At 40.2% G+C, this 20,481-nt stretch carries 18 protein-coding genes and 1 pseudogene; 1 reads left to right on the forward strand and 18 read right to left on the reverse strand.

The genetic code is table 11. The annotated features are described in order from the left end of the window. Positions 1-99: 99 nt before the first annotated feature. From N8M09_RS07495 to N8M09_RS07530, 8 genes are all read right to left on the reverse strand, one after another. Complete coding sequence (locus N8M09_RS07495) at positions 100-954, reverse strand: VOC family protein (protein WP_261064752.1); 855 nt, start codon at positions 952-954, stop codon at positions 100-102. A gap of 319 nt (positions 955-1,273) precedes the next feature. After that, positions 1,274-2,311, reverse strand: a complete 1,038-nt coding sequence (locus N8M09_RS07500; RefSeq protein WP_033685250.1) for an aldose epimerase family protein — start codon at positions 2,309-2,311, stop codon at positions 1,274-1,276. Positions 2,312-2,426: 115 nt separating this feature from the next. After that, positions 2,427-3,593 (reverse strand): SIS domain-containing protein, encoded by a 1,167-nt coding sequence (locus tag N8M09_RS07505; protein ID WP_261064753.1) that lies wholly within the window; start codon positions 3,591-3,593, stop codon positions 2,427-2,429. A gap of 299 nt (positions 3,594-3,892) precedes the next feature. Then, positions 3,893-4,297, reverse strand: a complete 405-nt coding sequence (locus tag N8M09_RS07510; protein WP_261064754.1) for a PTS sugar transporter subunit IIA — start codon at positions 4,295-4,297, stop codon at positions 3,893-3,895. 3 nt (positions 4,298-4,300) lie between these two features. Further along, entirely contained in the window at positions 4,301-5,122 is an 822-nt protein-coding gene (locus N8M09_RS07515; protein WP_000185294.1) for a PTS system mannose/fructose/sorbose family transporter subunit IID, read from the reverse strand. After that, the gene (locus tag N8M09_RS07520) at positions 5,109-6,014 is read right to left on the reverse strand and encodes a PTS mannose/fructose/sorbose/N-acetylgalactosamine transporter subunit IIC (protein WP_000617018.1); all 906 of its coding nucleotides are present in this window, start codon (positions 6,012-6,014) and stop codon (positions 5,109-5,111) included. The genes N8M09_RS07515 and N8M09_RS07520 overlap by 14 nt, the downstream gene beginning before the upstream one ends. Before the next feature lie 26 nt (positions 6,015-6,040). After that, entirely contained in the window at positions 6,041-6,517 is a 477-nt protein-coding gene (locus tag N8M09_RS07525) for a PTS sugar transporter subunit IIB (protein WP_261063885.1), read from the reverse strand. Further along, on the reverse strand, positions 6,514-8,301 hold the full coding sequence (locus N8M09_RS07530) for a glycoside hydrolase family 35 protein (RefSeq protein ID WP_261064755.1): 1,788 nt from the start codon (positions 8,299-8,301) through the stop codon (positions 6,514-6,516). The genes N8M09_RS07525 and N8M09_RS07530 overlap by 4 nt, the downstream gene beginning before the upstream one ends. A 318-nt stretch (positions 8,302-8,619) precedes the next feature. Here N8M09_RS07530 and N8M09_RS07535 point away from each other — a divergent pair, with 318 nt between their 5' ends. Beyond that, positions 8,620-9,336, forward strand: a complete 717-nt coding sequence (locus tag N8M09_RS07535; RefSeq protein WP_001007194.1) for a GntR family transcriptional regulator — start codon at positions 8,620-8,622, stop codon at positions 9,334-9,336. Between the two features lie 364 nt (positions 9,337-9,700). Here the strand turns inward: N8M09_RS07535 and purB are convergent, their stop codons facing one another. The 10 genes and pseudogenes from purB to N8M09_RS07585 form a co-directional block, all read right to left on the reverse strand. Continuing rightward, positions 9,701-10,996 (reverse strand): adenylosuccinate lyase, encoded by a 1,296-nt coding sequence (purB, locus tag N8M09_RS07540; protein ID WP_261064756.1) that lies wholly within the window; start codon positions 10,994-10,996, stop codon positions 9,701-9,703. Then, complete coding sequence (locus N8M09_RS07545; RefSeq protein WP_261064757.1) at positions 10,993-13,572, reverse strand: SIR2 family protein; 2,580 nt, start codon at positions 13,570-13,572, stop codon at positions 10,993-10,995. Before N8M09_RS07545 ends, purB begins: the two co-directional genes overlap by 4 nt. Next, positions 13,565-14,656: a 5-(carboxyamino)imidazole ribonucleotide synthase gene (gene purK, locus N8M09_RS07550; RefSeq protein ID WP_261064758.1), complete on the reverse strand. Its 1,092-nt coding sequence runs from the start codon at positions 14,654-14,656 to the stop codon at positions 13,565-13,567. Before purK ends, N8M09_RS07545 begins: the two co-directional genes overlap by 8 nt. Continuing rightward, positions 14,643-15,131 carry a 5-(carboxyamino)imidazole ribonucleotide mutase gene (gene purE, locus N8M09_RS07555; protein ID WP_261064759.1) on the reverse strand — a complete coding sequence of 163 codons (489 nt, stop codon included), beginning with the start codon at positions 15,129-15,131 and terminating at the stop codon, positions 14,643-14,645. Before purE ends, purK begins: the two co-directional genes overlap by 14 nt. A gap of 188 nt (positions 15,132-15,319) precedes the next feature. Then, positions 15,320-16,582, reverse strand: coding sequence for a phosphoribosylamine--glycine ligase (gene purD / locus N8M09_RS07560; protein ID WP_261064760.1), 1,263 nt, complete (start codon positions 16,580-16,582; stop codon positions 15,320-15,322). 272 nt (positions 16,583-16,854) lie between these two features. Beyond that, positions 16,855-17,610, reverse strand: a complete 756-nt coding sequence (locus N8M09_RS07565) for a hypothetical protein (RefSeq protein WP_033675672.1) — start codon at positions 17,608-17,610, stop codon at positions 16,855-16,857. A 70-nt stretch (positions 17,611-17,680) separates the two neighbouring features. After that, the gene (purH, locus tag N8M09_RS07570) at positions 17,681-19,228 is read right to left on the reverse strand and encodes a bifunctional phosphoribosylaminoimidazolecarboxamide formyltransferase/IMP cyclohydrolase (protein WP_261064761.1); all 1,548 of its coding nucleotides are present in this window, start codon (positions 19,226-19,228) and stop codon (positions 17,681-17,683) included. A gap of 24 nt (positions 19,229-19,252) precedes the next feature. Continuing rightward, entirely contained in the window at positions 19,253-19,762 is a 510-nt protein-coding gene (locus N8M09_RS07575) for a VanZ family protein (RefSeq protein ID WP_101782707.1), read from the reverse strand. Positions 19,763-19,833: 71 nt separating this feature from the next. Beyond that, positions 19,834-19,987, reverse strand: a pseudogene (locus N8M09_RS07580) (bifunctional phosphoribosylaminoimidazolecarboxamide formyltransferase/IMP cyclohydrolase); the annotation flags it as partial. 1 nt (position 19,988) lies between these two features. Further along, positions 19,989-20,453, reverse strand: coding sequence for a GNAT family N-acetyltransferase (locus N8M09_RS07585; protein ID WP_261064762.1), 465 nt, complete (start codon positions 20,451-20,453; stop codon positions 19,989-19,991). Positions 20,454-20,481 lie beyond the last annotated feature (28 nt).

The raw sequence follows: 20,481 nt of genomic DNA on the forward strand, positions 1-20,481 counted from the left end.
TGTCAAAATTCTCGCCCATCCGTCTCACGCAGTTCTGTTACCACAGATTTTTCAAAAGGTGAACTAGCCATGCTGATAACTTGATAGAAATTCCTCGTTTTATCTGTCTAAGCAGATACGGGTCACGATTCCATTTGGGTCTGTAACTTCCAGCTGGCTAGATGTCAACCACCTGATTGGTGCATCAACTTCTTGTGCTCGTTGGGCAATCGCTAACAGTTCTTCTTTATGTGCGACTTCAATAACATAATAGGCTAAGCCTGGCAAGCCTTGCTTACGCGGAACTAGGCCTTTTCCTCCCCATTCGTTGACTGCCAAATGATGATGGTAGTCCCCAGCTGCAATCCAACTAGCGCTAGGTACACTGAATTTATCCTCTAGCTCTAACACCTTTTGATAAAACTGGCTAGACTTTCGACTATCCTTGACAGACAAATGGATATGCCCCATTCTCGTACCATCTGCTAGGATAAAAGGCTCTACTCTTTCCCCCAACTCATAGATATCCTGCGCCGCAAGAGCCTCTGTCACCCCAATAATGCGTCCATCTTCTCGAATATCCCATGTGGAAACCGGCTTATCTCGATAGAGTTCAATGCCATTTCCCTCCAAATCTTCCAAGTAAATGGCCTCACTGTAACCGTGGTCTGCACCGCCGACAAGAGGAATCTGCAAATCCGTCAGATGTTTCAAGACATCAGCCAAAGCCTTGCGTGTCGGCAAGAGAATAGCCAGATGGTAAAGGCCATAATGTTCCCTTACTTGTCCCTCTTCTTGTGTTTGAATCAACTGTACCAAGGCTTTTCCACCAAGGCCTAGAATGACCTCTGTCTCCGTTTGAGATAAGATTTCTAAACCAATGATTTGCTGATAAAAGGCAGTTTGACTTGCCAAATCCTTTACATTTAAAACTGCCTCTGCCAAATAAATGTGGCTCTTGTATTCATAGGTCATAAATGGTCCTCTTTTTGTTGTAATTGTTATTATTACAACTATTATATAATTTCCATCAAGAAAGTCAAGCCAGACAACTCAAGAGATGCTGAGTAATAACATCATTTCAGGATAAGAGAAAGTATAGTAGATTGAAATAGAATATGAACAAGTTGATTGAGAAATTCAAACTGATTTTTCATAATATTTTATCAACTTATTTGTCCTGCTATTGATTCAACGAACTATAAATCTTTCCATAATAAAACACATATTATCAAACTTTCAGCACCCGACAATATGTGTTTTTCTAAATTTAAAGACTTTTTCCCAGCTTTCTTTACTTCACAACAAGCTCATAACGTGTCTTACTTGTAAAAGTTTGACCTGCTTTGAGAATGACTTGGTCTTTGAGGTCACTGTGAATGGCATCTGGTAAAGCTTGCGCTTCAAGGGCAATCCCATTGTGCTGTACCATTGGCTGACCTCCTATGATGACACTCTCATCCACAAAGTTTGCTGTGTAAACTACAAAGCAAGGAGCTTCTGTCTTGAAAAGCAGGAAGCGACCTGAGTTTTGGTCATAAAGGAATCCAGCATTGTCATGACCTGCAGGAAGGGCAAATGGATGATCCAAACCTGATACCAGCTGGATTTGCTCATCTTCTTCTGCAAAGATATCTTTCAACAAGGCACCATTGTAGATGTGTTTGACCACATCACGGTTGGCTTCTGGAGTTTTGGCAGGAACACCGTCGGGAGCGATTGGGTAAATGCCCTCAGTATTTAGTTGGAAGACATGACGGTCAATCGTCTGCGTGAAATCACCAGACAAGTTGAAATAGCTGTGGTTTGTTGGATTGACCAGCGTATCTTGATCGGTCGTCACCTTGTAGCTGATTTCATAGGCACCAGTTTCTTCTAAGTTGTAGCTAATCCAGATTTTAAGATTGCCAGGGAATCCTCCTGTCCCATCTGTACGCTCTGTGTAGAGGGTCAAGCCATGGTCGCTCACCTCGACCAATTCAAATAAACTAGAATCCCAACCAGTTGAACCACTGTGGTTACAGTTGCTAGCATTGTTGACTTCAAGGTCATATGTCTTGCCATTTAATTCAAAGGTCGCACCTGCAATACGCCCCGCCACAGGACCTACGCTAGCTCCATGCTTGGGACTATTGCCTACATAGCTGTCAAAGTCATCAAATCCCAAAATAACGTTGGCAAAGTTTCCAGCCTTGTCAGGTGTGACATAGCGCAAGATGGTTGCACCATAAGTCATAACCTCAAGCTGGTAGCCACCGTCCGTCTCAAAGCGATAGGCCAAGACATCCTTGCCCTCAACATTTCCAAATACACGCTCTGTGTATGCTTTCATTCTGTTCTCCTTTTACTATTTCTCTCAAGCAAACAAACCATAGAAAGCCTACTGACAATCTATGGTTTATCTGATAGTTTACAAATTCTCTTGTCAAGAATTCATAAACACTGTCTTACTTTTGATATTCGTGGATGATAACACCTTGTACCACACGGTTTACTGTACCTGTAGGAGACGGTGTATCTGGTTTGTTTTCTACCTTGAGTGAAGTCAATAGGGCAAAGAGTTGGGCATAAACGATGTAAGGGAAGACACGGTAAATATCATTCAAGACACCGCCACAACCAAGGGCCACTTCTTTGACATTTGCAAGACCAAAGGCTTGATCACTCAAAAGCACAACACGGCGAGCAATCTGGTCACCAGCAACTTCACGAACCAAATCCAAGTCGTACTTGCGAGTGTAGTCTGTTGTTGTACCAAAGACCAAAACAACTGTATCTTCGTTGATAAGAGATTTTGGACCGTGACGGAAGCCAACTGGGCTTTCATACATAGTCGCAACTTGACCAGCAGTCAGTTCCAAAATCTTGAGCTGAGCTTCATGAGCAAGTCCAAAGAAAGGACCAGCGCCTAGATAGATGACACGGTTAAAGTCTAGGTCAACAAGTTCTTTGACATCTTCTGCATTGTCTAGAATTTTACGGGCAAGACTAGATACAACTTCAAAACGTTCAGACTTAACAGCAAATTCTGTAGGATCAAAGACTAAGAGAGCTGTCAACATCATAGACGTAAAGCTAGAGGTCATGGCAAAGCCAGCATCATTAGAAGCAGCTGGTTGCAAAAGCAAGAGATTGCGGTCATCTCCATGGGCTTGAAGAGCCAATTTACCATCTGCTGCGCAAGTAATAGTCACTTGATAAAGCTCATCCACCAAGGCTTTGGCCAAATCAACAGTCGCTACACTTTCAGGCGAATTTCCACTACGGGCAAAGGATACAAGGACAGTTGCCACATCTTTTTTCAAATAAGTTTCTGGATTGGCAACGATATCTGTTGTCGCAATAGCATTGAAATTCCATTTTCGTTCGTCATAGACTTCCTTAAAGTAAGGTACCAAGGTATCTCCCACATAAGCTGAAGTACCAGCACCTGTCAAAACAACCTTGATATAGTCATGTTTATCCGCAATCTCTTGCAGGAAGGCTGCAATTTCTTCACGTTTTGCTTGATAAGATTCAAAAACTTCTTTCCATACATCAGGCTGTTGGTAGATTTCACGTGTAGTGATTTCTGCACCCAATTCGAGTAAGTCTTCTTTTGTATAATGTAGCATTGAGTTCCTCTTTTTCTATTAAAGATGGGAATGGGAGTAAGCCCCATTCCCATGTATATTCTATATAAAATGCTCTAACGATTTTCACGTTGTCACATCGTATACTCAATGAAAATCAAAGAGCAAACTAGGAAACTAGCCGCAGGCTGCTCAAAACACTGTTTTGAGGTTGTAGATAGAACTGACGAAGTCAGCTCAAAGCACTGCTTTGAGGTTGCAGGATAAGACTGACGAAGTCAGTAACATATACCTACGGCAAGGCGACGTTGACGTAGTTTGAATTTGATTTTCGAAGAGTATTATTCATCTTCGTCATCATCGAAGCCAGCTAACAGGTCATTGACTTTCACAATGCTTTCTGCAGCACGACTCTTGTAGTCCGCATCTGCGCCTGTAAGGCTCGCATTGATAAATTCAATCACCATTGGAAGATTCATCCCTGCATAAAGTTCGATGTCACGACCTTCCATGATCAAACGACTGACCACGTTACAAGGTGTCCCACCGAGAAGATCCGCAAAGACTAGGAAATCATCCAATCCTTCAATAGCAACTTCAAATTTTGCAGTAAAGTCTTCTGGGCCATCTTCTGGAAGAAGAGCTACTGTGTAAATGTTGTCTTGTGGGCCCATGATCATTTCAGTGCTACCTTTAAGTTCTTCACAGAAGCGACCATGACTCACCAAAATTAATGATTGCGTCATAAATTATGCGCCCATTCCAAGTACAAATTTACCAAAGGCAGAAAGAGCCAAAGCAAGTACGATAATAATACCGATAGCTTTAGTAGAGTTCATACCTTTCTTACCAAGCAACCAGAAGATAAAGGCAGTAAAGATTGCTGGAAGCAAGCGTGGGAAGATTTGGTTCAAGATGTCTTGGAAGTCAATCATCTTCTCACCGATTGCCCATTTGTAAGAAATTTCAAAGTTGATCATTGTTGCTACAAGAGCACCCATCATGAAGACACCAAGTACAGATGCAGCGTCAATCAAAGCTGTCAAAGTACTTTGCATGTTGTTGATAAGGTTAACCCCTTCTTTGTAGGCAAATTCCAACTGTTTCCAACGGAAGATGTCATAAGCAACTGCAACTGCGATCCAAAGGAAGATACCCCAAGGTTGACCACCGATAGCCATAGTTGCTGCGATAGATCCCATGATAGCAGGTACAAGTGAACCAAAGATTGTATCTCCAAGAGGAGCGAATGGTCCCATCAAACCTGTCTTGATACCATTAACGGCATCTTTTGAACCTACACCATCTTTTTCTTCCATGGCAAGGTCAAAACCAGCGATGATGGTGTGGAAGAATGGTGAAGTATTGAAGAATTGAGTATGAACTTTCATCATTTCTTTCAATTCAGGAGTTCCATCCCCATACATTTTACGCAATTGTGGCAAGATCATGTACAGGTAACCAGAAGCTTGCATACGTTCGTAGTTCCAACCTAATTGGAAAGTAAACAAGCTACGTTTGTTGATTTGATTAAAATCTTCTTTTGTAAGTTTGTAATTAGAATTCGTCATCTTCGATTTCCCCACTTTCTGATGGTGTAGAAGGTGCTGCTACAGCTACTTTTTGGCTATTTTTGAAGTGAAGCACTGCAAGGAAGATACCTACGATAGAGATACCAATCATAGACAAACCTTTGAAGTTGTTCACGAAACCAATTTTTTCAGCAACTTCAGCAGGAAGAGTACCTACGATACCAGCAACAGCGCCACCAAGACCTGTTACATATGAGTAAAGAACAGTCAACATAGCTGTCAAACCAAATCCCATAGCAAGGTAGTGAAGGTTACGTTTAACTGGAAGGTAACGAAGCAAGATTGCAAATCCAAGACCTGGAAGCATACGTCCTGCGAGTGTCAAACCATCTGCAACCCATTGGTATTTTGTAACGAAATCTACTACGTGTTGTACAAATTCACCACCAAAAGCAAGCGCAAAGAAGACTGGAAGGGCACGAGATAAAGCCCAAGGAATCGCACCAAGTAGGTAGTTGCGTTCAATACCTTTATAGTCAAAGCGTTCGATTGCAGCATCCACACGGTGAGCAAAGAAAGTAGTTGTCATACGTCCAAGAACGTCGAAGTAAGTCAAGAGAGTTGCTACTGGCACAGCGATTGTTGTAATCGCAAGTGCTGTATCAATTCCTTGTGAAACAGAGAAGGCTGTCGCAAGAACCGCACCAGAAGTTGCGTCGATACGAGAAGCACCACCGAAGGTACCAACCCCAAGAACGAATAATTGCAAGTTACCACCGATAAGTAGACCAGTAGTCACATCTCCCATGATTAAACCAGTAATGAAACCAGCAAATACAGGGGAACCTGCAGATGAAACGATCGTCAACTCATCACAGATTTGATAAGCTGAGTACAAAGTGAGAAGTAAAATTTGCCACCATTGTATCATAACAATGACCTCCTAAAAATTTTTTCCTATTTTAATAAGCTCAAAAAGTCTGAAACTGGATCATTTGGAACCATTTGAGCAGTAAGTTTAACACCTTTTTCTGCCAGTTTGTGGAAGTCTTCCACATCCTTGTCCACTACGTTGATAGAACGTGTAATGGCACGAGTTTCTGGTGTTTGAGACATATTCCCAACATTAAGGGTTTCAAGTGGTACACCTGCTTCAACCAAACCAAGGAAGCGGTCTGGTTTACGAGCCACGATAAAGAGACGTTGGCTATCGTATTTTCCAGCAAGAATATTGGTTGCCGCTTTCTCAATTGGCAAAATACTCAATTTCACACCTGGTGGTGTCGCAAGTTTCAAACCACTCTTTTCAACGTCGTTGTTGACAACTTCGTCATCTACAACCATAATACGTGAAACATTTAGTTTTCCAGCCCATAGATTGGCTACTTGTCCGTGGATCAAACGTCCATCAATACGGCATCCTACAATTGTCATAAGTTTTCCCCCTTTATGTGTTTTAGTGTAGGTTTACGAGTTAAATGAATCTCTTCTTTATATTGGCCCTCTGTTTCAAAGATGATGATACGATTGGCACCTTCCTTGAGATAGCTATGAGGAATATAAAGAGAGAGGGTCGGGCCGACGTTCCAAAAACGTCCTAGGTTCTGCCCATTGACAAAGGCAACTCCCTTACCAAACTCAGATAAGTCTAGGTAAGTATCTTTTGGCGCTTCGACAGTAAAGTCGAAAGCGTAAAAGGCTGGTTGCCCTTGAGTCCATCCTTTTGAAAAATCAATTTTCTCAGGATTGTCTAGTGGGAGTGAATAGTGTTTCCAATTCAGTAAGAAATGTAAATCCTTACAAACCCCTGTCCGAATTCCCTTACGTTGCGTATCTGCTAAGAACTTATGTCCATAGTTGACACGCCCCATATTTTCTATCAAGATATCCAATCTAGAGAGCGCTTTCTTTTTACCTTGATAAAAAATATCTTCCCCAATCTCTGTCTGATATTGGGTTTCAACCCACTGACCATCGACATAAAGCTGAGCCCTATCTCGACCGTCAATGATACGAAGTCTTTCTTCTTCTGCATCCCAGTTTGTTTCTGTTCGATAGAGTAGATAGCCATAGCTTTGTCCCAACTCCTCCATCTTTTTAGGATAGAGACTTTCTACAGGACTGGACAAGCTATCTAAGGTTTCAAACAAAGAAACTTTTTCAACTAGTGGAATCGCGTCCAACTCCATACTCTCTTTGTAGAGGGGTTCCAACTGCGGATACTCTGGGAAATGTGTTGCCATCATCTTCTTGACTGCCAGATATTTGGCAGTTGGATTTCCTTCCTCATCTAGAAGGGCATCGTAATCATAAGATGTAACTTGTGGCAGGTCCAAAGTCCCTCGAGCTGAGCAACCATTCATGAAGCCAAAGTTTGTACCACCATGGAACATGTAGAGATTGATAGAGCCTTGTTCCAAAACTTCTCGAACTGCATCTGCCAACTCTTTGGGATCCCGTGTGATAATCGGTTCTTTCCAACGATTGAACCAGCCATCCCAGAACTCCATACACATGAGCGGCCATTTCTTGCCATGTTCATCAAAGAATTCCTGCATCTGTGAAAAGTTGTAAGATGCCTTAGAACCAAAGTTTCCTGTTACAAAGAGGTCATCTTCGATTAAGGTTCCAGCTTTCAGAGTAGCTCGCCATGGACCATCTGATGTAAAGAGGGGACAGGTTACGCCACGCTCTTCCATCAACTGTCGAATGGCTCTCAGATAAGCCTTATCTTCTCCATAAGAACCATACTCATTTTCAACCTGCATCATGAGGATATTGCCACCATTGTCCAACAAATGTGGAACCAATCGTGATAAGAGCTGGTCATAGTAGCGACCAACAGCCTCAATATAGGCAGGATCTGAGGAACGAAGCCTCATATTCTTTGTTAAGAGCCAGGCTGGTAAGCCACCGAATTCCCACTCCGCACAGATGAAGGGTGACGGACGAACGATAGCGTAGAGACCCAAATCTTGTGCTGTCTGAAGAAACCGCTCCAAATCCAGAGCTCCTTCAAAATGAAACTCGCCCTCACGTGGCTCGTGTAAATTCCAAGCCACATAAGTCTCTACTGTATTAAAACCAAGAGCCTTCAAGTTATAGAGCGAATGATACCAATCTTCTGGAGGAACCCTAAAATAATGAATGGCGCCAGATAAAATCTTAAATGATTTTCCATCGAGATAGAAATCATCTCGTATCTCAAATCGTGTCATATTCTTACTTTTTGACATTTTAAGTTTACGCTTTCATTTGTTGATATATTGAATATAACTCAATACACTACATTTGTCAATAGCTTTTCACAATTTTTTTCATTTTTCCCCAACTTTTACACAAAAACTTATAAAGATATAAAATTTACAGACATATAGCTTCAAACAGGTGGCATGTATAAAAATGTATAAAACCTCCTATTTTTTATGTAAATTAACCTTATAGCCTATTATTCTAATTTTTTTATTCAAAAGACTACTATTCTTTCCGGTTTTATGGTAAAATCTTTAACGGAGAAGGAAAATCGAGGTGAAATTATGGCAATTCCAAAGTATCAATATATAAAAGATGAATTAAAGAACAAAATCATTTCTGGCCAATTCGCTAGTGGAGATAAATTTTACACTGAAGCTGAATTGATCGCTATGTATGATGTAAGTTCTATCACAGTTGTCCGCGCCTTAAACGACCTTGCCAAAGATGGCTATATTGTCCGCCAACAAGGAAAGGGTACATTCGTTTCACGCGCACGCAAACACAAACTCGTAGAGTTTTCTGATGTAGAAGTTTTTGAAACTAAAGATGATAAAGTGACCGTCCTTTCTATTGAGCGTGGAAACAAACTAAGCTACTTAGAAAAACTTGGACTACGCGGTAACCAATTCTACTACAAGATTGAACGTGTACGCGAAACAAATGGTGTCGTATACATCTATCACACATCTTATATTCCAGAACAATACATCAACGCAAATTATCCAAATCTTGAATACTATAGCTCTATCTATAACCGTTTCAAATTGGATTATCACATCCACATGAATGATGAACATTTTGAAGAAATCAATGAAATAGCATTTCCAACTCCAGAACATGCGGCTTCAGTCCTCGGAGTCGATGAACAATTCCCTAGCGTTTTACAAACCAAGACTACTAAATTAGAGTCTACTGGTCAAGTTCTCGCATACAGCGAAACATATAAACGCGCAGATTACTACAAAATCAAATTCATTTCATGTGACCGTGATCACTAAGAAGAAAGCCTAAGCCTAATCGCTTGGGCTTTTTTCTATGCTTATTATATCCCATCAAAACTGTATTTTCTATATATCAATGAAGATAGATTAAATTTGTTTAAATTTTACTAATACTCTTCGAAAATCTCTTCAAACCACGTCAGCGTCGCCTTGCCGTAAAGGTGTTACTGACTTCGTCAGCTCTATCTGCAACCTCAAAGCGGTGCTTTGAGCAACCTACGGTTTGCTTCCTAGTTTGCTCTTTAATTTTCATTGAGTATAAAATATCGTAATTTTTTATCAAAAGTACCTTAAGACAAAATAAAAATCGAATTTCTTCTACTCCAGTAAATAGAGTAATAGAACTTCGATTTTATTTTAATTATACTAAACCAAGACGTTCAAAGATATCATCCACTCGTTTAGTGTAATAAACTGGGTTAAAGATTTCATCGATTTCTTCTTGAGTGAGGCGTGATGTCACCTCTGGATCTGCTTCTAGCAGTGGTTTGAAGTCTACTTGGTTGTCCCAAGAGTAGGCTGTTTTTGGTTGTACCAAGTCATAGGCTTGCTCACGGGTCATCCCTTTTTCAATCAAGGTCAACATAGCACGTTGACTAAAGATAAGACCAAACGTAGAGTTCATGTTGCGGATCATGTTTTCTGGGAAGACTGTCAAATTCTTGACAATATTTCCAAAGCGGTTAAGCATGTAGTCAATCAAGATGGTCGTATCTGGTGTGATGATGCGCTCAGCTGATGAGTGAGAGATATCACGCTCATGCCAAAGAGCTACGTTTTCATAAGCTGTAATCATGTGTCCACGAATAACACGCGCCAGACCTGTCATGTTCTCAGAACCGATAGGATTGCGTTTGTGAGGCATTGCTGAAGATCCTTTTTGTCCCTTGGCAAAGAACTCTTCTACTTCGCGTTGTTCTGATTTTTGCAAACCACGAATCTCAGTCGCCATACGTTCGATAGAAGTCGCAATGCTAGCAAGAACTGCAAAGTACTCAGCGTGAAGGTCACGAGGAAGCACCTGTGTAGAGATTTCTTGGGCACGAATACCAAGCTTATTGCAGACGTATTCTTCTACAAATGGTGGGATGTTGGCAAAGTTCCCAACCGCACCAGAAATCTTACCAGCTTCCACTCCAGCAGCCGCATGCTCGAAACGCTCGATGTTGCGCTTCATTTCGCTATACCAAGTCGCCAATTTCAGACCAAAGGTTGTAGGTTCAGCGTGCACACCGTGGGTACGACCCATCATGATGGTAAACTTGTGCTCCTTAGCCTTATCAGCGATGATGTTGGTGAAATTTTCAAGGTCACGACGAATGATGTCGTTGGCCTGCTTATAAAGGTAACCGTAGGCCGTATCCACCACGTCAGTTGATGTCAAGCCGTAATGGACCCACTTGCGCTCTTCACCAAGAGTCTCAGAAACCGCACGTGTGAAGGCAACCACATCGTGACGAGTCTCCTGCTCAATCTCCAAAATACGGTCGATGTCAAAGTCCGCTTTCTCACGAATCAAAGCCACATCTTCCTTAGGGATTTCCCCCAACTCAGCCCATGCCTCGTCAGCCAAGATTTCCACCTCAAGCCAAGCACGGTATTTATTTTCTTCACTCCAAATGTTCGCCATCTCAGGGCGAGAGTAACGGTTGATCATGTTGTTTCTCCCTCATCTAAAATAATATTTTTATAAGGATTCTTTTGAAAAATGTCCTTTAAGACCTCAACATTCTCATTGCCTTTAATTTTTCTTTCAGATATATACAAATAATCATTACATTCCAAAATCAAACTACTTCCTTTATAACTATCATCGAACCATAAAATATTATTCTCGTATAAACTTGTAAAAAATTCAATGAGTTCTGTGCTATGGTTCTTAACAAAATCTTTTATCTCTGATGGAGTTTTCAACTTTTTAAAGTGTTCATGTGGAAAATGAAATCTGTTTAATATCTTTCTAATTGCTTCTCCTCTAAAGCCGACATTATGATTCTTGATATTAATTACATTATCTTCAATATAGCTTCTAGATAGAGCAACAATATAATTTCTTTCGATAGAACTAGAAATATCAGAAATATTTTCATGTGAGTTTTTCATAGGAATTACCTTTTTATCATTAAAAACTGTACTTACCACTTCATCAACTTTATTTGATGATATGTAGAAAATATCAGTATAGGCTATAGGTAAGTGAACTTTACCTGATTTCACATACCAATTTACCAACATTTCATTAAACTTCATTTCTTGCACACTGTAAGGCATTTCATAAACATAATCAGGCATAGGTATCGAATTTTCACAAATTAAGTTTAATTCCTGTAGATATTTGGGTAAATTTAATCTATCATACTCCTTTTCTATTTGTGTTACAATACTTTCTGGTAATTTAATAAAACTTCTGTCAAGCGGAATATCAATACCTTGAGTTTTCTCTAATATAATTAAAGGTAAATTTCTAATATTTACTAATGACTTCAAAGCTTTTCCCGAATGAATCCAATAACTGTTATTACTATAGTAATGACGGTCGATAACTTTCACAAGCATATCCCCGTATAAAATATGATTCGCTAAAGATCTTAAATCATTATCTTTCAAATCATCTATATTATTAGAATACATAAAAATTTTGTACGGTTTCTCCGAAATACAAATAAAATCAGCTAAATTTATTTTTTTAAAACTATGATAAAAGTTAGTTTCATTCGTAGTGACCTCAAAACTTATATCTCCTCCTCGAATAACATCGAATAAACCAAAATATTCCAAAAATTCTGATGTATCTTTTTCTTTTTTTAGTGCATCTCCATATTCTTTTTTCAATTCCAACCGAACAAATGTATATGAATCATCTTCATAATATCGTGTGGTATTCTCAAGCTGAACTTCCTTACTTGATTTAGTAGAATCTGTATACATCCTAAATGAAATCGGACTGTCTCCACTCTTCTTAGTCTGCACAAAGATTGAATCAGAAATTAGAAACATTGACAATGCACCTATTCCAAAATGTCCCACTAAATCATCTACATTACTTACTTCTCTTTTTCCAGATTTTCCAATGGTCAAATAATAATTCTTTATCTCAGCTATAGACATACCTATACCGTTGTCTAGAATCGATAAAAATATTTTTCCATCTTTTTCCTCTACAGAGATTTTTATATTGTAATCCCTTTTAACTATTTTACATGCATCCATAGCATTTTGAAGCAACTCTCTCATAACCACTTTCGGATAATCCTGACCTTCATAAAGCGGAATGATGAAATGGTTGACAACATCATTCTTTGAAACTGCAAATTCTAAATCAGAAGACCGTAATGAAATATCCTTCAATACTTCATACAATTGTTGATAATTATTTCTTAAATAAAAAATATTCACATTAATGAGCAATCCATTTAGAAGAGATAACTCCTCTTTCTCCAAAAAGTACTCTGGCTTATCATCGGAAGAATAAGAAATAATATATACTCGTTCTTGAAATTGTTTTAAGTCTTTTTGACTTAACGTTACAGTCAATGTCGTAAGTATGTCCTTAATATTTCTATCACTCAAACTATAGCCTAAAAATATTATAGGAGATTCTACAAACATCGTTAACAACTTGGAATATATATACTTACTTTTTTCAAAAAATTGGTCGTAATCAGATTTTGTAATAATCATAGATGATGGTTTGTCTATAGAACCATGAATCTTATAAAGCTTTTTAGTTTTCGTCTCGGAGGAGAACAAATCATCATTGTGAATATAAATCTCTTCATTTTTAATATTGAAAACACTTTTCTCTAGTAAAGAATCATAGTTTGTTGTGATTAATTTTTGGTAATCAATACCGCCAAGTATTGAAATTTCTTTCTCATATTCAGAATTGTCAACTGTATATTTGTTTAAGATTTGAGCAATTAACTCTCTGAAAGGCCTTCTTATATCATCGCTTTCTAATAATGGTTCTTTTTTTAACGTTGTAAAATAAATCGCTTCTAATCTTTCCGCAATTTCTTCATAATTATCACTAGTCCATCTCTCCAATAAACTTTTATCTATTTCTAGTTCTTCAGAGATTTTTTCTAGTAAGCTCCACCAAGTAGGAGATTTCAAATATCTCTGAGATAAACCTGAACCAACAAATAAAACTGGTTTTTGATTTAATTTAGATAGTTTATTAAAGCCATAGTCAATATTCTTCAAATCATTGAAATCAACTTTATTACTCATTATTTCCTTCCCCAAATTCTCCAACTTCATCTGGCACATCACTAAACAAAGTCACATGCCCCATCTTGCGGTTGTGCTTCGCTTCTATTTTACCATACATGTGGAGGTGGGCGCTTGGATTTTCTGTGACATATTTTTCAGCGACCTCGATATGCTGGCCGAGAACATTGAGCATAACAGCAGGAGCATGCAATTTGATAGCTGGCAATGGTGCTCCTAGAACACCCAAAATATGCGTGTCAAACTGAGAAAAATCACAGGCTTCGATAGAGTAATGGCCTGAGTTATGTGGACGTGGAGCAATCTCATTGACAATGATGTCATCAGCCGTCGCAAACATTTCCACACAGAGAGTTCCAGACAGCCTGAGCTGTTCTGCGATTCGCACCGCCATGGCTTTGGCTTTTTTAGCTAGACTTTCTGAAATGCGAGCAGGCACAATGGTTTTTGAAAGAATGTTGTTGCGGTGGATATTTTCCTGAACTGGGAAAACCGTCATGTTCTTACCATTTCCCGACACAATGACAGAAATTTCAAGGTTAAAATTGACAAACTCTTCCAAAACACAGTCTGCAGAATCAGCCAGCGCATAGGCTTCTGCCAAATCTGCTTCTGAGCGAATGACCTTTTGACCATGTCCGTCATAGCCACCAGTCGCAGTCTTAAGGACATAGTTTTTCGATAGATCGATATCTGCCAAATCTTGACTTGAAGTCACAACCTTGTAGGGTGCTACAGTGACTTGAGCCTTGTTTGAGAGAAAATCCTTTTCAAAAATGCGATTTTGAGAAATACGGAGTAGGTCTGTCCCTTGAGGGAGCTGACCATCCTTAATGACAGCATCCAAACCGTCAGCATCGACATTTTCAAACTCATAGGTGAGGACATCGCAACGCTCTGCCAGCTGACGAAGAGCATCCACATCGTTATAAGGAGCCACGATGATTTCCGCCACACGAGAGGCTGGGCAATCAGCCACAGGATCCAGCACTATAACCTTGTGGCCCATGTAGATAGCAGAAATAGCCATCATTTGGCCCAGCTGGCCGCCACCGATAATTCCGATTGTTTTAGATGAGCTCATTCGTCGACTCCTCTGCGATTTTTCCTTGTTCTTCTGCAAAATCTGCCAAAGCCGTCGCGATAGCTTGATCCTCTACTGAAAGAAGACGGAGGGCGAAGAGAGCCGCATTTGTCGCACCAGCTTCACCGATAGCCATTGTCGCAACAGGCACCCCACCCGGCATCTGAACGATAGAATAGAGTGAATCCACGCCACTAAGCGCACGCGATTTGACTGGTACACCAATAACTGGAAGGGTTGTTTTGGCAGCTACCATACCTGGCAAATGGGCTGCGCCTCCAGCACCTGCAATAATGACCTTGATGCCTCGGCTACGAGCCTCCTCCGCATGTTTGAACATGAGATCTGGTGTGCGGTGGGCAGAAACAACTTTCTTTTCGTAGGCTACACCGAAGCGGTCTAGGATTTCGGCGGTTTTTTGCATGGTTGCCCAGTCGGATTTGGAACCCATGATGATGGAAATAACTGATTTCATTTTTAATCCTTTTTCTTTTTTTGATAATGGTCTTAGGTGGTGGGAACGGAAGCAAACCTTCGGTTTCATTCCTAAACTTTGAGCCTAAGGTCTCAAAGCTTCCCCGACCAGAACAGAAACTGTTCTGGTCTTTTCACCACGGCGACCATTATCGTATTTGGCGACTTCGTCGCGTTATTCTTATATCTTTACTTAATTGCCTTGCTTCCGATATCAGTTCGGTAGAAGAGGCCTTCTGTGTTTTGTTTGTCGAGTTCTTGGTAGATGGTTTCTTGGGCTTCTTTGACGGTATCTGCTGTGGTGACGAGCATATAGACCCGTCCACCGTTTGACAGCAGTGCTCTGCTATTTTCAGCAAACTTAGCCCCTGCATAATAGGTGATAATGTCGCCCTCTGTTTTTGCTGGCAATTCAACACCTTTTTCATAGTCTAGCGGGTAACCGTTTGATGCGACAACCACACCCAGAGTCACCCCCTTGTCCGTCCAGGTGATGTTTGGCTCCTTACCATCAAGGATGTCTGTGATATTTTGTGCAAAATCAGAGGTCAGACGAGGCAAGATGATTTGCGTTTCAGGATCTCCAAAACGAGCGTTGAACTCGATAACCTTAGGGCCGTCCGCTGTCAAGATAAGCCCTGCGTAAAGGACCCCCAGATAAGGGCGACCTTCCTTAATCATCCCCTCTAGGACTGGCTTGACAATAGTCTTAATCGCTGTATCAACTACACTCTGTGGTAAGTGTGGAACTGGCGCGTAGGCACCCATACCACCCGTGTTAGGCCCCTTATCGCCATCATAGGCACGTTTGTGGTCCTGAGCCGTTGGCATGATGTAGAACTTGTCCCCATTGACAAAGGCAAAGAGTGAAAATTCCTCTCCTTCGAGGAATTCCTCGATAACCACACGCGCACCTGAGTCACCAAATTTATTGTCCAAAAGCATCTCGTGAGCTGCTTCGACCGCTTGCTCAACTGTCTCAGCAACGACGACACCCTTCCCAAGCGCCAAGCCATCCGCCTTGACTACGATAGGCGCACCCTGCTTTTCGATATAGGCCTTGGCTTCCTCGAAATCTGAGAATGTGCAATAGGCTGCTGTCGGAACGCCGTATTTGACCATGATTTCCTTGGCAAAATCCTTGGACCACTCTAGCTCTGCCGCCAATCTTGTCGGACCAAAGGCTTTGAGACCAGCTTGGTTAAAATCATCCACGATACCAGCAGCAAGGGCATCATCTGGACCGATAAAGGTCCAAGCAATATCGTTGGTTTTTGCAAACTCAATCAATTTAGAATGTTCGGAAATAAAGATATCCACCAATTCCAGACCATCCAGAGTCATACCATCATTCCCAGGAGCTACAAAGACTTTTTCAACGTCTTTTGACTCAAGCAACTTCTTAGCAATCGCATGTTCACGACCACCCGAACCGACAACTAACAGCTTCATTCCTCAACCTCTTTGCGAATTATTTACTAATATTATAACACAAACGTTCGTTTTAATCTTGTTTTATTAAGCATTTTTAAGCAAAAAAGAGTCTGGGACAAAAAGATTTTGATTTTAGGAATTCTTTATTATAAATTTTAAAAATCGATAGATTAGACAAAAAAGCGAACAAGACAGAATTCTGAGTGTCAGATAACTTGTTTTGTTCGCTTTTTATATTTAAGGTTAGACTTTTATCCCAGACTCTTTACGTTCTTAATGTCTAAAATGTCTCACTCCGTTATATATTCCTCTTTCAACACTTTAGCAATGTTCGGTTCCAATAAATTAATAAAATACCTTTTCAAATTTAAAATATTATCAACCTGTTCTTTATCTAACCTAAAAGAACGACCCGTTTGAGGCTCCTTTAATGTACGTAATAAATCTTTGCCAGTTGGCCACACTAATTTTCTTGCCTGAGGTTGAAAAGGGCTTACTCCCGTTCCTGGCATTGTTCCCCCAATAAATCCATTTGAATTTGCCGTACTTGAACTTTTGTTTATCAATGTAATAGTAGCAAATCCTAACGAATCTTCGCCAAATACAACAATAATGAACGGACGAATATCATACTCTGATTCACTATTAGAATAATAATTAAGTTCTTTTTCAATTCCATATTCATACTTGTTATTTTTAAAAATATTTTTCTTTAGTTTAACCACTGTTAAATCATCATCATTTAGCGAATGCTCTTTACTATTAAATTCTATCAGATTATCATTCTTTGAAAAAAGCATAAATACATCTGGATTTGGTCCAAATTCTCCTTCGAATGCTATCGAAGAGAAGGCATAAAAACCATGCTTGTAATCACCTCTAAGTTCCCATGACATAGTACTTTGACCCGCAAAAGGAAAATGTATATTATCAATCCTGCTTTTTCTGATATATCTCTTTTTATTTATAACATTTATAAATTCTCTAAAATCTGGACTAATTCCAATGGTTGGTCCTGATAATGACATCCCTATATTTAACGACATCTTAACTTCTCCATTCTATTGATTTACCTAATTATATAAAAATACCAGGTTCTTCTATAAACCTCATTTTTCAATGTCTAAAATGTCTCACGCCTGTAAAGACCATGGTCAAGCCATATTTATCCGCAGCTTCGATGGATTCTTGGTCACGGACAGAGCCACCTGGCTGGATGATAGCCTTGATACCTACTTTGGCGATTTCTTCCACGTTATCCGCAAATGGGAAGAAGGCATCCGAAGCAAGCACAGCGCCGTCCAGACGGTCTTTGGCTTGGTCAATGGCAATACGAACAGAGGCCACACGATTAGTTTGACCTGAGCCAACGCCAAGTGTCATGTGGTCATTGGTCACGATGATACCGTTTGATTTGACGTACTTGATAGCCTTCCAAGCGAACTCAAGAGCAGTCGCTTCTGTCTCAGTTGGCTGGCGTTTGGTCACCACTTGCCAATCGGCTGGGCTTTCCTTGACCACATCTTGGTTTTGCACCAGAAGTCCACCTACCACACCAGTATATTCAGCTTCCGCTTCACTCGCTTCTTGAGCGTCAAATGGCAAGGCAAGGATACGCAAGTTTTTCTTTTTATTAGTCAAAATAGCTAGCGCTTCATCCGTATAACTTGGTGCGATGATGATTTCAAGGAAAACACCATGCATCTTCTCGGCTGTCGCAGCATCTACCTCACGGTTGAGAACGACAATTCCACCAAAGATAGACACTGGGTCAGACTCATAAGCGTAGTCCCAAGCAGTCTCGATGTCATCAGCCTGACCGATTCCACATGGGTTCATGTGTTTGAGAGCCACAACGGTTGGACGGTCTTTGAAGTCACGGATAATACGAATGGCAGCATCCGCATCGCGGATATTGTTGAAGGACAATTCTTTCCCGTTAAGCTGTTTAGCAGATGCAATCGAGTAGTCTGTCGGCAAAGCTTTTTGGTAGAAATCTGCATCCTGTTGAGGATTTTCCCCATAGCGCATGGCTTGTTTGAGGTCATAGGTCAAAGTCAGTTTTTCTGGTTTGCTTTCGCCCACTTGAGCTGTGAAGTATTCTGCAATCAAGGCATCATAAGCCGCTGTGTGACGGAAAACTTTGGCCGCTAAACGTTGGCGAGTTTCGTAAGTCGTTTCGCCGTTGGCTGACAACTCGTCCAAAACCACTGCATAGTCAGCAGGATCTACCACAACTGTTACGCTGGTATGATTCTTCGCTGCTGAGCGAAGCATAGATGGCCCACCGATATCGATGTTCTCAACCGCATCAGCGTACGTCACATCTGGTTTGAGAATCGTTTCCTTGAAAGGATAGAGGTTGACCACAACAAGGTCGATAAGCTCAATTTGATTATCCTTGGCTGCTTGAAGGTGACTATCCAAGTCACGACGAGCGAGGAGCCCACCGTGGATATTTGGATGAAGGGTCTTAACACGACCATCCATCATTTCTGGAAAACCAGTCACATCATCGATAGCAATGGTGTCCACCCTAGCAGTATCAAGGGCAACCTTGGTTCCACCAGTCGAGATAATCTCCCAACCAAGTTTTTTGAGTTCTTGGGCAAATTCAACAATGCCCGCTTTATCTGAGACGCTGATTAAGGCGCGTTTAGTCATTATATTCTCCTTTTTAATCATTAGTTAAACACCAATTAAATGCAGTAACAGTAAAACAAGATAAGCAAAACCAAGGCTAAGCATACCTAAGATATTGACCCATTTTCTAGTCTGTGATTTGAACACTCTTATAAAAATTTGATAAATCAGTAAGCCTACACAAACACCTAGCGTATTTAAAGCCAAATCCGTTATATCTGTTATACCTATTGCTAAAATATACTGTAAGCACTCAAACAATAAACTAATTAAGAAACCTGTCCCGACTATTCTTAAACTAGATAAATTAGTTTTTATCAGAGGGAAACAAACACCTAATGGAATAAAGGAAATCAGATTAAATAACATTTCAGCAAAAACAATTTTTCCATCTACTATTAGTGGTTCTGAAAATGGAATCCAATTGATGTACCTTGGAGCTAAGAAAAATGCTATAAATTCAGGATTTGTTTCAAACTTAAATAAGATTCCCCAAGTTAATAACATCAGATAGACATAAAATACATATCGAGTTGTTTTTTTAGATTCTAACATCACAAGTACCTCCGTTTGAAGCCGTCTTCAACAATCACTGACTCCAATTTTGAATCAAAGATATCATATGAATCATCAATGGCAATGGTGCTCACCCCAGCATTATCAAGGGCAACCTTGGTTCCACCTGTTGAGATGATGTCCCAACCGAGTTTTTTTAAGTTCTTGAGCAAATTCAACAATACCCTCTTTGTTTGAGATACTGATTAAAGCTTTTTTCGTCATTCTATTCCTCTTTCTTTAGGTTCAAGCGCATAGCGACTTCATTATTTTCTTCTATAAATCCTGTTTCCTGAAAACCCAAACTAATCAACAGGTGCTTCATTTTTTCATTTCCAACCACATAATCTGCGACAATATGATTGCAAGCACTATCCATCTGAGCCTTTTTGATCAGAACTTCCAAAGCTTTTCGTCCATAACCTCTTCCTTGGTACTGCTGGCCAATCATTATCCGCCAGATAAAGTATTCCGCTTCATCCTTATCTATTTCCAACAGGAGAAAACCAACTACAAGCTCATTCCAATAAATTGCCATTGGAAACACATCCCCATTCTCTCGGTAGAGCCATGCGTCAGCTAAAGAGCGTACATTTGGAGACACGAAACGTGCTCGTTCATCAGCTTCAGATATTTTCAAATCCAGCACTGCCTGATAACTGCTCTCATCTACTAATTTTATCTCAATCATTTTTTCTCCTAGCAATATTGCAAAATCA

The organism is Streptococcus mitis, from assembly GCF_946190375.1.
Lineage (GTDB): Bacteria > Bacillota > Bacilli > Lactobacillales > Streptococcaceae > Streptococcus > Streptococcus mitis_CJ.

Coding starts and splice junctions, on each gene's coding strand:
- N8M09_RS07495 (WP_261064752.1), bottom strand. CDS start 954: ATGACCTATGAATACAAGAGCCACATTTATTTGGCAGAGGCAGTTTTA.
- N8M09_RS07500 (WP_033685250.1), bottom strand. CDS start 2,311: ATGAAAGCATACACAGAGCGTGTATTTGGAAATGTTGAGGGCAAGGAT.
- N8M09_RS07505 (WP_261064753.1), bottom strand. CDS start 3,593: ATGCTACATTATACAAAAGAAGACTTACTCGAATTGGGTGCAGAAATC.
- N8M09_RS07510 (WP_261064754.1), bottom strand. CDS start 4,297: ATGACGCAATCATTAATTTTGGTGAGTCATGGTCGCTTCTGTGAAGAA.
- N8M09_RS07515 (WP_000185294.1), bottom strand. CDS start 5,122: ATGACGAATTCTAATTACAAACTTACAAAAGAAGATTTTAATCAAATC.
- N8M09_RS07520 (WP_000617018.1), bottom strand. CDS start 6,014: ATGATACAATGGTGGCAAATTTTACTTCTCACTTTGTACTCAGCTTAT.
- N8M09_RS07525 (WP_261063885.1), bottom strand. CDS start 6,517: ATGACAATTGTAGGATGCCGTATTGATGGACGTTTGATCCACGGACAA.
- N8M09_RS07530 (WP_261064755.1), bottom strand. CDS start 8,301: ATGACACGATTTGAGATACGAGATGATTTCTATCTCGATGGAAAATCA.
- N8M09_RS07535 (WP_001007194.1), top strand. CDS start 8,620: ATGGCAATTCCAAAGTATCAATATATAAAAGATGAATTAAAGAACAAA.
- purB (WP_261064756.1), bottom strand. CDS start 10,996: ATGATCAACCGTTACTCTCGCCCTGAGATGGCGAACATTTGGAGTGAA.
- N8M09_RS07545 (WP_261064757.1), bottom strand. CDS start 13,572: ATGAGTAATAAAGTTGATTTCAATGATTTGAAGAATATTGACTATGGC.
- purK (WP_261064758.1), bottom strand. CDS start 14,656: ATGAGCTCATCTAAAACAATCGGAATTATCGGTGGCGGCCAGCTGGGC.
- purE (WP_261064759.1), bottom strand. CDS start 15,131: ATGAAATCAGTTATTTCCATCATCATGGGTTCCAAATCCGACTGGGCA.
- purD (WP_261064760.1), bottom strand. CDS start 16,582: ATGAAGCTGTTAGTTGTCGGTTCGGGTGGTCGTGAACATGCGATTGCT.
- N8M09_RS07565 (WP_033675672.1), bottom strand. CDS start 17,610: ATGTCGTTAAATATAGGGATGTCATTATCAGGACCAACCATTGGAATT.
- purH (WP_261064761.1), bottom strand. CDS start 19,228: ATGACTAAACGCGCCTTAATCAGCGTCTCAGATAAAGCGGGCATTGTT.
- N8M09_RS07575 (WP_101782707.1), bottom strand. CDS start 19,762: ATGTTAGAATCTAAAAAAACAACTCGATATGTATTTTATGTCTATCTG.
- N8M09_RS07585 (WP_261064762.1), bottom strand. CDS start 20,453: ATGATTGAGATAAAATTAGTAGATGAGAGCAGTTATCAGGCAGTGCTG.